Source organism: Variibacter gotjawalensis (genome assembly GCF_002355335.1).
In the GTDB taxonomy this organism is placed as follows: Bacteria; Pseudomonadota; Alphaproteobacteria; order Rhizobiales; family Xanthobacteraceae; genus Variibacter; species Variibacter gotjawalensis.
The window spans coordinates 3,821,886-3,836,303 of sequence record NZ_AP014946.1 but is presented as its reverse complement, the minus strand read 5'-3'; the positions used below and the strand labels follow the sequence as shown (position 1 = coordinate 3,836,303).

The 14,418-nt window shown below is 65.0% G+C and carries 12 protein-coding genes; all 12 read left to right on the top strand.

The window, feature by feature from the left end:
• Nucleotides 1-2: 2 nt before the first annotated feature.
• The 12 genes from GJW30_RS18820 (at nucleotide 3) to GJW30_RS18765 (ending at nucleotide 14,308) form a co-directional block, all read left to right on the top strand.
• On the top strand, nucleotides 3-3,845 hold the full coding sequence (locus GJW30_RS18820; protein ID WP_096357945.1) for a baseplate multidomain protein megatron: 3,843 nt from the start codon (nucleotides 3-5) through the stop codon (nucleotides 3,843-3,845).
• 15 nt (nucleotides 3,846-3,860) lie between these two features.
• The gene (locus GJW30_RS18815; RefSeq protein WP_096357944.1) at nucleotides 3,861-4,463 is read left to right on the top strand and encodes a lysozyme; all 603 of its coding nucleotides are present in this window, start codon (nucleotides 3,861-3,863) and stop codon (nucleotides 4,461-4,463) included.
• Nucleotides 4,464-4,467: 4 nt separating this feature from the next.
• A complete protein-coding gene (locus tag GJW30_RS18810) occupies nucleotides 4,468-5,082 on the top strand; it encodes a hypothetical protein (protein WP_096357943.1) in 615 nt (204 codons plus the stop codon).
• Between the two features lie 72 nt (nucleotides 5,083-5,154).
• On the top strand, nucleotides 5,155-5,826 hold the full coding sequence (locus tag GJW30_RS18805) for a nitroreductase (protein ID WP_096357942.1): 672 nt from the start codon (nucleotides 5,155-5,157) through the stop codon (nucleotides 5,824-5,826).
• A 49-nt stretch (nucleotides 5,827-5,875) separates the two neighbouring features.
• Nucleotides 5,876-6,190: a PepSY domain-containing protein gene (locus GJW30_RS18800; RefSeq protein ID WP_096357941.1), complete on the top strand. Its 315-nt coding sequence runs from the start codon at nucleotides 5,876-5,878 to the stop codon at nucleotides 6,188-6,190.
• Between the two features lie 9 nt (nucleotides 6,191-6,199).
• Nucleotides 6,200-6,871 carry a response regulator transcription factor gene (locus GJW30_RS18795; RefSeq protein ID WP_096357940.1) on the top strand — a complete coding sequence of 224 codons (672 nt, stop codon included), beginning with the start codon at nucleotides 6,200-6,202 and terminating at the stop codon, nucleotides 6,869-6,871.
• A complete protein-coding gene (locus tag GJW30_RS18790; RefSeq protein ID WP_096357939.1) occupies nucleotides 6,861-8,234 on the top strand; it encodes an ATP-binding protein in 1,374 nt (457 codons plus the stop codon). The genes GJW30_RS18795 and GJW30_RS18790 overlap by 11 nt, the downstream gene beginning before the upstream one ends.
• Before the next feature lie 133 nt (nucleotides 8,235-8,367).
• Nucleotides 8,368-9,462, top strand: a complete 1,095-nt coding sequence (gene ccmI, locus GJW30_RS18785; protein ID WP_096357938.1) for a c-type cytochrome biogenesis protein CcmI — start codon at nucleotides 8,368-8,370, stop codon at nucleotides 9,460-9,462.
• Between the two features lie 4 nt (nucleotides 9,463-9,466).
• A complete protein-coding gene (gene ccmE, locus GJW30_RS18780; RefSeq protein WP_096357937.1) occupies nucleotides 9,467-9,949 on the top strand; it encodes a cytochrome c maturation protein CcmE in 483 nt (160 codons plus the stop codon).
• The gene (locus GJW30_RS18775; protein ID WP_096357936.1) at nucleotides 9,946-11,925 is read left to right on the top strand and encodes a heme lyase CcmF/NrfE family subunit; all 1,980 of its coding nucleotides are present in this window, start codon (nucleotides 9,946-9,948) and stop codon (nucleotides 11,923-11,925) included. The genes ccmE and GJW30_RS18775 overlap by 4 nt, the downstream gene beginning before the upstream one ends.
• The gene (locus GJW30_RS18770) at nucleotides 11,925-12,395 is read left to right on the top strand and encodes a cytochrome c-type biogenesis protein (protein ID WP_096358923.1); all 471 of its coding nucleotides are present in this window, start codon (nucleotides 11,925-11,927) and stop codon (nucleotides 12,393-12,395) included. The genes GJW30_RS18775 and GJW30_RS18770 overlap by 1 nt, the downstream gene beginning before the upstream one ends.
• A 371-nt stretch (nucleotides 12,396-12,766) precedes the next feature.
• Nucleotides 12,767-14,308 (top strand): Do family serine endopeptidase, encoded by a 1,542-nt coding sequence (locus GJW30_RS18765; RefSeq protein ID WP_096357935.1) that lies wholly within the window; start codon nucleotides 12,767-12,769, stop codon nucleotides 14,306-14,308.
• The last annotated feature ends 110 nt before the right edge of the window (nucleotides 14,309-14,418 follow it).

Here is a 14,418-nt window from a genome sequence, read left to right as displayed (position 1 = left end):
TCATGGCTTCTCTGGTCCTCTCATTCGCGGGCGCTGCCGTCGGCGGTATGCTCGGGCCGGTCGGTGCGATCGTCGGGCGCATCGCCGGCGCGATCGGCGGAAGTCTGATCGATCAGGTGCTGCTTGGCGGCAAGCCTTCGATCGAAGGGCCGCGACAGAACGATCTCAGCGTTACGACTTCTACGGAAGGCGCGCCGATTTCGCGGCTCTACGGGCGCGGGCGCGTGACCGGCCAGATGATCTGGGCGACGCCGCTGGAAGAAGTCGTAACGAAGGAGAAGCAGAAAGGGAGCGGCAAGCTCGGCGGCGGCGCGACGACGACGAACTATACGTATTTCGCCAATTTCGCGATCGGTCTCGCGGAAGGGCCGGTCGCGCATATTGCGCGGATCTGGGCGGACGGAAAGTTGCTCGATCTTACGAACGTGGTTTGGCGATTTCATCGCGGGACGGAAACACAGGACGCCGACCCGCTGATTGTCGCGCGCGAGGGACCCGCGAATGCGCCGGCGTATCGCGGCTTGGCGTATGTCGTATTCGAGCGGTTGCCGCTAGCGAATTTCGGCAACCGCATTCCGCAGCTATCGTTCGAGTTGATCCGACCGGTCGGCAAGCTCGAGACGATGGTGCGTGCCGTGACGGTCATTCCGGGCACGACCGAGTTCGGCTACGAGCCGTCAGCGGTGACGCGGAATCTCGGGCCGGGCACGTCGGGCGCGGAGAACCGGCATGTCGTGCATGCGCGGTCGGACGTGGTTGCGGCGCTCGACGAATTGCAAGCGTTGTGTCCGCGGCTCGAGCGCGTTGCCGTTGTCGTCGCGTGGCTCGGCGACGATCTGCGCGCGGGGAATTGCAAGCTGATGCCCGGCGTGGAGATTGCCGACAAAGCGATGAATGCGGGCGTCAATTGGAGCGTCGCGGGATATTCGCGCGGCGAAGCGCGGCTCGCGTCGCAAACCAACGGGCGACCGAGTTACGGCGGCACGCCATCGGACGCGAGCGTTACCGATCTCATCCGCGAATTGAAGGCGCGCGGGCTGAAGGTCACGCTCTATCCGTTCATCATGATGGATATTCCGGCCGGCAATACACTGCCAGACCCGTGGTCGGGTGCTGGCTCGCAACCGCCGTTTCCCTGGCGCGGCCGCATCACCTGCGATCCCGCGCCGGGACGGCCGGGCTCCGCCGACGGCACCGCCACGGCGACGGCGCAGGTCGATGCGTTCTTCAGCGGCTATCGCGCAATGATCCTGCACTACGCGAGGCTCGTCGAAAGCGCGGGCGGCGTCGATGCGTTCCTGATCGGGTCGGAGATGCGCTCGCTGACGCGCGTGCGCGGCGCGAACGACACCTATCCGGCGGTCGATCAGCTGGTCGTGCTGGCATCGGAGGTCCGCGCGATCTGCGGGACGAAGACGAAGATCACGTATGCGGCGGACTGGACGGAGTATGGCGCGCATGCGGTCGATGCGAATGCGTCGACGTTGCGGTTTCCGCTCGATGCGCTGTGGGCGTCGCCCGCGATCGATGCCGTGGGCATCGATTATTACGCGCCGCTCAGCGACTGGCGCGATACGGCTGGCCATCAGGACCTCGCCGTTACGGAGTCGATCTATGATGTCGGCTATCTGCGGCGCAATTTGCGGTCCGGCGAAGCGTTCGACTGGTACTACGGCGATGACGCGGCGCGCGCGCGGCAACAGCGCACGCCGATCACGGACGGAGCGGCCGGCAAGCCGTGGGTGTTCCGGGTCAAAGATATTTGGAACTGGTGGCGTGAGCCGCATTATGCGCGCACCGGCGGGAAAGAGCATGCGGCGCCGACCGCGTGGATGCCGCAATCGAAACCGATTTGGTTCACGGAATGCGGATGCCCGGCGGTCAACAAGGGTACGAAGCAGCCGAGCACGTTCCCGGATCCGAAATCGTCGGAGGGGATCAAGCCGTATTTCTCGAACGGCACACGCGACGATTTGATCGCGCGGCGTCATCTCGAAGCCGTCATCGGGAATTTCGATCCCGAGTTCGGCGCGAACGATAGCGACAATCCGATCGCGCCGACATATGGCGCGCGGATGTTCGATCCGGCCGCGCTGCATCTCTGGACCTGGGACGCGCGCCCGTTCCCGATGTTTCCGGCTGCCGTCGATGTGTGGAGCGACGGCGAGAATTGGGAAACCGGCCATTGGCTCAACGGACGGTTCGGGGCAGCGCCACTGTGCGAACTCGTTGCGGCTATCTTGACAGATGCGGGCGTGACGGATTTCGACGCGTCCGGACTGCGCGGCGTCGTCGACGGTTATCTCATCGATCGGCCGATGTCGCCGCGCGCCGCGATCGATCAGCTCGCGCGGGCGTTCGCGTTCGACGTGATCGCGGACGGCCGAACGCTGGTGTTTCGGCAGCGCGGCGTCGGCCTGGCGGTTGCGCTATCGCACGACGATCTCGTCGAGCCGGAGAAGGGTGCTGGCACTACGTTTTCGCGCGCGCAGGAAACCGAGCTGCCACGTGAAATCGTGTTGTCGTTCACCGACACCGCCAATCACTATCGCCGTTCGTCGGTGCGTTCGAGCCGGCTGGCTGTCGGCAGCACGCGCGTATCGTCGGCGGAACTTGCGATCGCGGCGAGCGATGCGGTGGCGACGCAACGCGCCGAAGTGTGGCTGCAAGATACGTGGGCGGGGCGAGAGCAGGCCGAGTTTGCGCTGGCACCGAGCCGTCTCTCGGTCACGGCAGGTGATCTCGTCTCGTTGACTCTCGGCGATCGGGATCAAACGTTCGAGGTGCTCGAGGTCCGCGACGGCGAAGCGCGGCAGATCAAAGCGCGCTCGATCTATCCGTATGCGCTGGACGCGCCACTCGCGGCGACGAGTTGGCATGCTCCACCGCCGGCGTTGAGTGTTGGGCCGCCGCACGTGGTGATCGCGGACTTGCCGCGTCTGCCGTCGGACGGTGCGGACGTCTTGCAACGCGCGGGCGTTTTCGCGCGGCCGTGGCCGGGCGGTGTCGCGCTGTGGCGTTCGATCGATGGGACGGCTTTCGAGCAACTCGCCGTCGCGGCGCTGCCGGCGGTTTGCGGCGAGGCGGTCGACAGTCTTCCGCCAGGGCCGTTCGGGCGATGGGACCGCGCCACGACGTTTCGCGTTCGGCTCTATGGCGGGATGCTGACGTCGAAGACGGACAGCATCGTGCTCGGCGGCGCGAACGCTGCGGCGTTGCAGCGTCCCGATGGGGGCTGGGAGGTGTTTCAGTTCGCTAACGCGACCTTGGTCGGTGAACAGACATATGCGTTGTCCGGCTTGCTGCGCGGTCAGCTCGGCACAGAATGGTCAGCGCGCGACGTATTGCCGGCTCGCGCGCCTTTCCTCCTGCTCGACGAGGCGCTCGTGCCGCTCGCGCAAGGCGCCGGCGATATCGGCCGGGCATCGACGCTGCGCTTCGTCGCGGCGGCACTCGATCATGGAGATCCCAGCGCGCGCGAAGTGAAGACGACGACGGGCCCGACGGCTTTGCAGCCGTATGCGCCGGTGCATCTCCGCGCCAAGCGCGACGCGAGCGGCGTCAAGATCAGCTGGGTTCGGCGCACGCGGATCGACGGCGATAACTTCGACATCATCGAAGTGCCGCTCGGCGAAGAGAGCGAGCGCTACGAGGTCGATATTCTGGCGGGTGACGTAGTCAGGCGCACGTTGAGAGTGACGTCGCCGCAGGCGATCTACGCGGCCGCCGACGAGCTGATCGATTTTGGCGTCGCGCAGACGCAACTGTCTCTGCGCGTTTTTCAAATGTCCGCCGTTGTGGGGCGCGGCATCGCGGCAGTGAAGAGCGTGCCGATCAAGACGTAATTAGCGAAAGCGATCATGAACATTTCGGACAAAGGGCTCGCTGCGTTGATCGCGGAGGAGGGCGAGGTGCTGCGCGCGTATCGCGACGTTGCGGGCGTGTGGACGATCGGCGCCGGGCTGACCGCTGCATCGGGCGTCGTGAAGCCGGTCGCCGGCATGACGATCACACGAGAGCAATCGCGCGCGCATCTGCGCGAGGCGATCGAGCGAAATTATGCACCAGCGGTGCGCAAGCGTCTCGGCGATCAGCCACAGCATGTGTTCGATGCTGCGTTGTCGTTTCACTTCAACACCGGTGCGATCGGCCGCGCGACCTGGGTTACGCGATATCTGCAGGGCGATCTCGTCGCGGCCGAGGCCGCATTCAAGACGTGGAATCGCGCCGGAGGCCGAGTCGTCAAAGGTCTCACGGACCGGCGCGCGCGAGAGTGGGCGATGCTGGCGCACGGACGTTATCCGGCCTCATCGAGCACAACGAAAATTGCTATCGCGAGTGCAGCAGCGATTGTCGCGCCGTCGTCCGCTGCCGCGATCGATTGGCGGCTCGGCGTGGTGGTTTTGATCGCGGCTGCGACCGGCATCGCGATCTGGCGTTGGCGCAAGACGAGATCAGGATAGGCGAATGGATTGGAAAGATGTGACAGGGCCGGTCGTTGCGGCCGGTGCGCCCGTGCTCGGGCAAATGCTGGGCTCGTTGCTGCCGATGCCGGGCGGCGGAGCGCTCGGCGAATGGGCGGGGCGGCGCATTGCGGAAGCGCTCGGTGTTGCGCCGACGCCGGCGGCCATCGATGCGGCGATCAAAGCATCCACAAACGATGTCGTGAGCGCAAAGCTCGCGGCTGCGGAGGCGGAAGCTTCGGCGAAATGGACCGCACTTGCCGAGATCGCGCGCGCCGAAGCCGAGTTCAGCAAGGCGCAGGTGGAGGCCGTCAATGAGGCGATCAAGCAGGAGGTCGCCAAGGGTGACGGCTTGCTCGGCAAGTGGCGCGGCGTTCACGCGTGGGAGCTGACGGCGGAATGCCCGATCATCATCGGCGCGCTGCTTTACGTCATCGTCTCGGGCGATGCGGTGGCGATCAACGCCTTTGCGGGGCTGTCTGGGCTAATCATCACATATCTGGGCGCGCGCTTTTCGGTTCTCGGCGTTCATGTCTGGCAGGGATCGAACGAACGGCAGGCCGCCATCGTGTCTGTCTTGCCGGAGCCGTTACGTCCTGCGGTACGCCGTAAGGGATAACGGCGGTGTGGGTTGGCGGGCGCAAAGCGCCGCCGTATAGCTGGCTAAAGAGCTTTCAAGAAGGTTGGCCAGATGGATGTGCAAGACGCGGTCACGAGCCGCTACACCTGCCGGGCGTTTCTCGATACGCCGGTCTCGATCGATACGGTTCGCGACATTCTAACGACGGCGTCGCGGGCGCCGTCCGGCGGCAACGTGCAGCCCTGGCACGTCTACACGTTGGCCGGTGAAGATTTGAAAGCGCTCAAGGCGAAGGTAGTGCCGCGTGCGATCGAAACGCCGCGCGGCGAGGGCGCCGAATACCAGGTTTATCCGGCCGAGTTGAAGCAGCCGTATCACGGCCGCCGCTTCGAGGTCGGCGAGCTGCTCTATCGGTCGATCAACGTGCCGCGTGAGGACAAGGCGTCGCGTTTCAAGCAATTCGCCCGCAACGCGGAGTTCTTCGGGGCTCCGGTCGCGATGTTCGTGACGACCGACCGCCAGATGGGGCCGCCGCAATGGTCGGACCTCGGCATGTTCATCCAGAATGTCCTGTTGCTGGCCCGCAAGCACGGGCTGCACACTTGCGCGCAGGAGTATTGGACCAACTGGCACAAGACCGTCGGCACCTTTTTGGACCTCCCGGCGGAACAGATCCTGTTCTGCGGCATTGCTTTGGGTTATGAAGATACCAGCGCTCCGATCAACAGCTGGCGGGCACCGCGCGTACCCGTCTCGGAATTTGCCACATTTAGAGGGTTTTAAGCGCTATACTGAGGTCAAGGGACATCGATTCCCGGATTGGGCACGGCGCATGGCAAGGGCAATCGTCCTCGTCGGTCTAGCAATTGGCGGAACCAGCTTCTGGCTGGGCGAACCTGCGTTCGCGGCCGATCAAACCAAATGCCTGTCGCCGACCGAGCGAAACGCCGCCATCACCGATAAACGAGCTGTGCCGCTCGGCCGGGCAGCGCGCGCCACCCGCGGCCAAGGCGATATGTTGCGCGCAAAACTTTGCGAAGATGCTCCAGGGCTCGTCTACCGGCTGACAATTCTCGGCCGGGATGGCAAGGTGACCGAAGCGACCGTCGATGCCTCGAACGGACAGCTGCTCGGCCCCATCAAATAGGAATGCCCTTTGCGTCTGCTCGTCGTTGAAGATGATCCCGATTTGAATCGGCAATTGGCCACGGCCCTCACGGATGCGGGCTACGTGGTCGATCGCGCGTTCGATGGCGAGGAAGCACACTATCTCGGCGAGACCGAACCTTACGACGCGGTGGTGCTCGATATCGGACTGCCGAAGATGGACGGCATCTCGGTGCTGGAGTCGTGGCGCCGCGCTGGCCGCGCGATGCCCGTGCTGATGCTGACGGCGCGCGATCGCTGGAGCGACAAGGTGCAGGGCTTCGATGCCGGCGCCGACGATTACGTGCCGAAGCCGTTCCACCTAGAAGAAGTGCTGGCACGCATTCGCGCGCTGCTGCGCCGCTCGACCGGCCACGCGAAGAGCGAGTTCAACTGCGGGCCGGTTCGTCTCGATACGCGCACAGGCCGCGTCAGCGTCGACGGCGCGCCCGTGAAGCTGACGTCGCATGAATATCGGCTGCTGTCGTATCTGATGCATCACACGGGTCGCGTGGTGTCGCGCACCGAGCTTGTCGAGCACCTCTACGATCAGGATTTCGATCGCGACTCGAACACGATCGAAGTCTTCGTCGGCCGCATTCGCAAGAAGCTCGGCATCGACATCATCCAAACCGTACGGGGCCTCGGCTATCTGCTGACACCGCCCGCCGATGCGCGCTAATTCGCTTGCGCTGCGGTTGTTTCTGACGGCGGCCGCATGGACCGCCGCGATCCTTCTCATTACGGGCATTGTTCTTTCCGGCTTCTATCGCGGCTCGGTCGAGCGTGCGTTCGATCGGCGCCTTGGCGTGTTCCTCAAGACGCTCGTTGCCGATATTGCGGCGCCGGATGACGGCGGCGGCGGCGAGCAACGCTCAACGCAAGCGCTCGGCGAGCCGCTGTTCGAACTGCCGCTGTCTGGTTGGTACTGGCAGATCACACGCATCGACGTGAAGTCCGAGCCGCGCGCGTCCCGCTCGCTGTGGGACGGGACTTTGCCGCGCATTGGAGATCCGGCGGCGCCTAATGCGGGCGGTGTGCGCCAGGGTTATGTACGCGGCCCGGAGGATCAGCGGTTGCGGCTTGCCGAACGCACGATCGATCTCGACGAAGAGGGAAAATATCTCGTTGCGGTGGCGGGTGACGCTGGCGAGATCGACGACGAAATTCGTGCCTTCGATCGCTGGCTGCTGATTACGTTCTCGTGTCTCGCGGTCGTACTGCTGCTGACGACGACATTCCAAGTCCGCTTCGGTCTCGCGCCGCTCAAACGCATTTCGCAAAGCCTCGCGGCGATCCGCTCCGGCAGCAGCGAGCGGCTCGAAGGCAAATTCCCCGAAGAGATCGCGCCGCTGGCGCGCGAGACCAATGCACTCATCGAAGCCAACCGCGAAATCGTCGACCGCGCGCGCACGCATGTCGGCAATCTCGCGCATGCGCTGAAAACGCCGCTGTCCGTCATGGTCAACGAGGCGGCGCTGCGCGGCGACGATCCGCTCGCCGTAAAAGTGCGCGAGCAGGTCGAGATCATGCGCGACCAGGTCTCGCACCATCTGCAGCGCGCACGCATGGCGGCGCGCGCGACGACGGTCGGAACGCTGACCGAAGTCGTGCCGACGGTCGAGGCTTTGGCGCGGACGATGGAGAAAATCTACCGCGACCGCGGCGTCACAGTCGGCGTCGATGCCGCGCAAGCGGTGAAATTCCGCGGCGAGCAGCAAGACCTCGAGGAGATGGTCGGCAATCTCATCGACAACGCCTGCAAGTGGGCGCAGGGGCGGGTGTTCGTCGCCATCACGCCCGAGAAGGCGGCCGAGGGCCGCGAGGCCGTCCGCATCGTGATCGACGACGACGGGCCGGGGCTGACGGCGGCGCAGCGCGAGAAAGTCGCCAAGCGCGGCCAAAGGCTCGACGAAACGAAGCCGGGATCCGGCCTCGGTCTCTCGATTGTGACCGACCTTTCCAGCCTCTACGGCGGTGGCCTGACACTCGGCAATGCGCCGATTGGCGGCCTGCGGGCCGAATTGGTGCTACCGAGCGGCTAGAATGTCTACAATCGGCCGAATTTTCCTGCGTTTCTCACTATTTGGGCATATTCCGCGGCAATAAGGCGCTGGTGCTTGTCAGCCTGCTGCCGCCGTGGCACGGCTCGGCCGATCGCTCGCATTTCAGGAATCGATGAGCCTCTGGTTCGTTCTCGCTTTGATGACGCTTGTTGCGGTGGCCGCCGTGCTGTGGCCGCTGGGGCGGCGGCGCGCGCTGGCGGGTGGCAGCGATCTCGCGGTTTACCGCGATCAGCTCGCGGAGATTGATCGCGACAAGGGCGCCGGGATTATCCCGGCCAGCGAAGCCGAGGCGGCGCGGACCGAGGTCGCGCGGCGGCTGATCGCGGCGTCGAGCAAAGATGGTCCGGCGGAGTATGCGGCTTCGTCCGCGGGCGGCCGGCGGATTGCGGCCGTGGTGGCGCTGTTGATTGTGCCGATCGCGGCGGTTGCGCTTTACGCGAAGCTCGGATCGCCGGCTTTGCCGTCGCAGCCGCTGGCCGCGCGTTTGAGCGTGCCGGTGGAGCAGCGCTCGATCGAGACGCTGATCGCGGAAGTCGAGGCGCGCGTCGAAGCCAATCCGGACGAGGCACGCGGTTGGGAAGTGCTGGCGCCGGTTTATCTGCGGCTCGGCCGCTACGACGATCTCGTCAAGGCGCGCCGCGCGATCCTGCGCATCAGTGGTCCGAATGCGGGCAACGAGGCCGATCTCGGCGAGGCGCTCGTCTATCTCGCGAATGGCATGGTGACGGTAGAGGCGCGCGAAGCGTTTCAGCGCGCGCTCGGGCTCGATGCGAAAGAGGTGAAGGCGCGTTACTTCATGGGCATCGCATATGAGCAGGACGGCAAGCCGCAAGACGCGCTGAAGACGTGGCAGGCTCTGGTCGCCGACGCGCCGGCCGATGCGCCGTGGCTGCCGGTCGTGCAGCGGGCGATCGCGCGGATCGCGCCGGAGGGGCCGACGGCGGAGCAGATGGCGGACTCCGAGCAGATGCCGCCCGAGCAGCGCACCGCGATGGTGCGCGGCATGGTCGAGCGTCTCGCCTCGCGCCTGGCGCAGGATGGCGGCGACGAGCAATCGTGGTTCCGGCTGATCCGTGCTTACATCGTGCTCAACGAGCCGGACAATGCGCGCAAAGCCGCCGGCGATGCACGCAAGGCCGCCAACGGCGATGCGGCGCGGCTCAAGCGCATCGACGACTTCGTGAAATCGCTCGGATTGGAAACGTGAAGCGATGACACGCAAGCAACGCCGCCTCGTTCTGATCGGAGCCGCGCTCGGCGTGCTCGGACTAGCGGTCGCGCTGGTGCTGGTCGCGCTGAAGGACTCAGTCGTGTTCTTTAATTCTCCGACGGATGTTCAGGCCAAGCAAGTGCAGCCGGGCACGCGTTTCCGTCTCGGCGGGCTCGTCGCGCAAGGTTCGGTGCAACGCGATGCAGCCCTCGCGGTGCGTTTTAACATCACGGACGGCAACAAGACGATCCCGGTGGCGTATAAGGGCATCCTGCCGGACCTCTTCCGCGAGGGGCAGGGTGTGATCACTGAAGGCGCGCTGGATACGGCCGGTACGTTCCGCGCCGACAGCGTGCTCGCCAAGCACGATGAGAATTACATGCCGAAGGACGTCGCCGATGCCCTGAAGAAGCAGGGGCATTGGAAGGAAGGCGATAACAAGCCGGCTCCCGCCGCCGCGCGGCCGAGCGGAGCGACGCAATGATCGCCGAAGCCGGACATTTTGCGCTGATCCTCGCGCTCGTCCTCTCGCTGGTGCAGCTAAGCGTGCCGGTGTGGGGATTGCGACGCGGCGATGCGGCACTGATCTCGGTCGGCCCGATGACGGCGGTCGCGCAATTCGCCTTCGTCGCGTTGTCGTTCATCGCGCTGACCTATTGCTATGTGACGTCCGACTTTTCGGTGTTCAACGTCTACCAGAATTCGCATTCGGCGCAGCCGCTGATCTATCGCTTCACCTCGGTCTGGGGGAACCACGAGGGCTCGATGCTCTTGTGGGTGCTGATCCTTGCGACCTTCGGCGCACTGGTTGCTCTGTTCAGTGCGCCGCTGCCGATCACGCTGCGCACGCATGTGCTCGCCGTGCAGGGCGCGATCGCGACGGCGTTCTATCTCTTCATTCTGTTCTCGTCGAACCCGTTCGCGCGCATCGCGCAGGCGCCGATGGAAGGCCGCGATCTCAATCCGATCCTGCAGGACCTCGGGCTCGCCGTGCATCCGCCGATGCTCTACCTCGGCTATGTCGGCTGCTCGATCTCGTTCTCGTTCGCGGTCGCGGCGCTGATCGAAGGCCGTATCGATGCGGCGTGGGCGCGCTGGGTGCGGCCGTGGACGCTGCTGACCTGGCTGTTCCTCACCGGGGGCATCGCGATGGGCTCCTACTGGGCCTATTACGAACTCGGCTGGGGCGGTTGGTGGTTCTGGGACCCGGTCGAGAACGCATCGCTGATGCCGTGGATCGCCGGCACCGCATTGCTGCATTCCGCCGTCGTGATGGAGAAGCGTGAAGCTCTGAAGGTCTGGACCGTGCTGCTGGCGATCCTCGCTTTCTCGCTGTCTCTGCTCGGCACATTCCTGGTGCGCTCCGGCGTGCTGACGTCGGTGCACACGTTTGCGGCCGATCCGTCGCGTGGTGTTTTCATTCTGGCGATCTTGATCTTCTTCATCGGCGGCAGTCTCGCGCTCTATGCGTGGCGTGCGCCGATGCTCAAGACCGGCGGACTTTTCGCGCCGATCTCGCGCGAAGGCGCGCTCATTTACAACAACCTCTTCCTCTCGGCGGCTTGTGCGACGATCTTCGTTGGCACGCTTTATCCGCTCGCGCTCGAAGCGGTGACCGGCGAGAAGATCTCAGTCGGTGCGCCGTTCTTCAATGCGACGTTCGGACCGCTTATTTTGCCGCTGCTGATCGCACTGCCGTTCGGGCCGCTGCTCGCGTGGAAGCGCGGCGATCTTTACGCGGCGAGCCAGCGTTTGCTGGTCGCGGTTGGCATCGGCGTGTTCGGCATGGCGGCGACGTTCGCGGCGCAGACGGGCGGCCCCGTATTGGCGCCGTTCGGCATCGGCCTCGCGCTGTATGTGATCATCGGCACTTTGACCGATCTCGCCGAGCGCGCCGGTTTTGTGCGGCTGCCTTTCGCGACCGCATTGTCGCGCGCGCGCGGCTTGCCGGGCTCGGCCTGGGGCACGGCGTTCGCGCATCTCGGCGTCGGCGTGATGTTGCTCGGCGTCGTCGGCGAAACGCAGTGGGGCGCCGAGAAGATCGCGTCGATGAAAGTCGGCGATACGGTCTCGCTGCGGCACTACGATCTCACGCTCGATGCGACGTTCCCGCGCACAGGACCGAACTATCGCGAGACCGTCATTCGCCTGACGGTGCGGCGGAATGGTCACGTGATTGGTGTGTTGGAACCGACGAAGCGCGCGTTCGCGGCGCGGCAGATGACGACATCGGAAGCCGCGCTGCTGACGCGCGGAGTCAGTCAACTATACGCGGCGGTTGGTGAAGTCGAGGCGACCGGCACGACGGTGCGCATCTATCATAAGCCGCTCGTGCTGCTGATCTGGCTTGGGCCACTGCTGATGATGTTCGGCGCGCTGCTGTCGCTTTCGGACCGCCGCTTGCGCGTCGGTGCGCCAAAGCCGGCGCGGCGACGTATCGCGGCCGAGGCTGCCGAATGATGCGCGCGTTTCTCTTCGCCGCGTTGGTTGCGCTCGCGGCGCTTTCGCCGTTCGAGGCGCGGGCCGTGCTCCCGGACGAAGTTTTGCCGAACGCCGCGCTCGAAGCGCGGGCGCGCGCGCTGTCGCGGCAGCTGCGCTGCATGGTGTGTCAGAACCAATCGATCGACGATTCCGATGCGCCGCTCGCGCGCGATCTGCGTGTGCTCGTTCGCGAGCGTCTGACGGCCGGCGACAGCGACGAGCAGGTGCGTGATTTTCTCGTCGCTCGCTACGGTGAGTTCGTGCTGCTGAGCCCGCGGCTTTCGAGCAGCACGGCCCTGTTGTGGGCCGCGCCGCTGCTGGTCGTTCTCATCGGCGGTGTCGTCGTATTCTTCGCGGCAAAGCGGCGTCGCGACGTTGCGAAGACGCTTGAATTGCGGCCCGACGAGAAAGAGCGTCTTGAAGCGTTGTTGAGCGAAAAGTCGCTTTAGCGCATTTCGTACATCGCCAGAATGTTTCCAAAGAAGCCGACCTGTCGCTGGTCATCCCGGGGCGCGTGACGCTCGCGTAGCGAGCCACGCGAGCCCGGGATCCATATTCCCTGCCGCATCGATAGAATAGTGTTTATGGATCCCGGGCTCGCAGCTTGCTGCGCAAGCGCGCCCCGGGATGACCAGCTCCGTGCTGAATGAAGCGGGCCATGACGGCGGTTAGGTGCTGGGATTGGGCAGGATTGCCGCTTGTCCTAGATGAACAAACTTTAATTCCTCCGACAGAGCGCCGTAAGGCGCGCTCCCCCATCTTCCTCTCCATGAACACGGCGCATCCCCTGGCGCGCCTTACGATCCCTGGAGAAGAATGAATGTCTGAAATCCATCAAGCCCGCCGTAAGTCGATCGTCTCTCGCGGCGTTGCCATGCTCGCCGCCGGTGCCGCCATCGGTGCGCTGACGATTTTTGCTGTCCCGCAATCCTCGCAAACGAATTTCCTCGTCGCGCCGGCTCATGCCCAGGCGCTCGCGACGCGTCCGGCGAGCTTCGCCGACATCGTCGAGAAGGTGAAGCCGGCCGTGTTCGCGGTCCGCGTCAAGGTCGAGAACGCCTCGATGGGCGCCGAGATGGACGGCAACTCGCCGTTCCCACCGGGTTCGCCGATGGAGCGCTTCTACAAGCGTTTCGGTTTCGGTGATGGCGAAGGCCAGATGGCGCCGCGTGGCGGTGGCCGCCGCGGCGAAGGCCGTCCGGCTCCGCGCCAGTTCTCGATGTCGCAAGGCTCCGGCTTCTTCATCTCGCGTGACGGCTATGCGGTGACGAACAATCACGTCGTCGCGCAGGGCGCGTCCGTCGAGGTCAAGATGGACGACGGCAAGACTTACGCCGCGAAGGTGATCGGCACTGATCCGCGTACCGACCTCGCGCTGCTGAAAGTCGAGGGCAACAACTTCCCGTTCGTGCCGCTGGCTGAGAAGCTGCCGCGCGTCGGCGATTGGGCTCTCGCGGTCGGCAATCCGTTCGGTCTCGGCGGTACGGTCACGGCCGGCATCGTCTCGGCAAATGGCCGCGACATCGGCGCCGGTCCGTATGACGACTTCATCCAGATCGATGCGCCGGTGAACAAGGGCAACTCGGGCGGCCCGACCTTCGACGTTGACGGCAACGTGATCGGCGTCAACACGGCGATCTACTCGCCGTCGGGCGGCAACGTCGGCATCGCGTTCGCGATTCCCGCGGACACCGTGCGCAGCGTCGTCGCGCAGTTGAAGGATAAGGGTCAGGTCTCGCGTGGTTGGATCGGCGTTCAGATTCAGCCGGTGACGGCAGAGATTGCCGAAAGCCTCGGGCTCAAGAGCGAGCAGGGCGCCCTCGTTGCGGACCCGCAGCGTGACGGCCCGGCCGCCAAGGCCGGCATCAAATCGGGTGACGTGATCGTGTCTGTCAACAGCCAGCCCGTGAAGGATGCGCGCGACCTCGCCAAGAAGATCGGCGCGCTGTCGCCGGGCGAGAATGTGAAGGTCGGCGTCTTCCGCAATGGCTCGGAAACGGCGCTGACGATGAAACTCGGTGAGCTGCCGGCGGAACGCCAGCAGCGCGCCGAAGCGCAGGAAGATCGCGAGGTGCCGGCTGCCGGCGCTCCGGTGGTTGGCCTTCGCCTCGCTCCGGCGGCGTCTGTCGCCGGTGCCGGGAAGGACGGCGTCGTCGTCACCGAAGTCGAGCCGTCGAGCCCGGCTGCGGAACGCGGCTTCAAGTCCGGCGACGTGATCCTCGAAGTTGCCGGTGCACCGGTGTCGAGCGCTTCCGAAGTCCGTAAGGCGCTTTCGGATGCGAAAGGCAAGAAGAGCGTGCTGGTGCGCGTGAAGTCCGGCGACAGCAGCCGTTTCGTGGCTTTGCCGATTGCTCAAGGCTAAGCCGCTCAAGAGTAGTCACCGCTCGTGAATTCGCTTCGGCGGCGGGCGGAGATGGAGGTGCGCTGCACTGGACGAGGGGGCGCACCTCCATCCACTTCAATTCAGTTGGG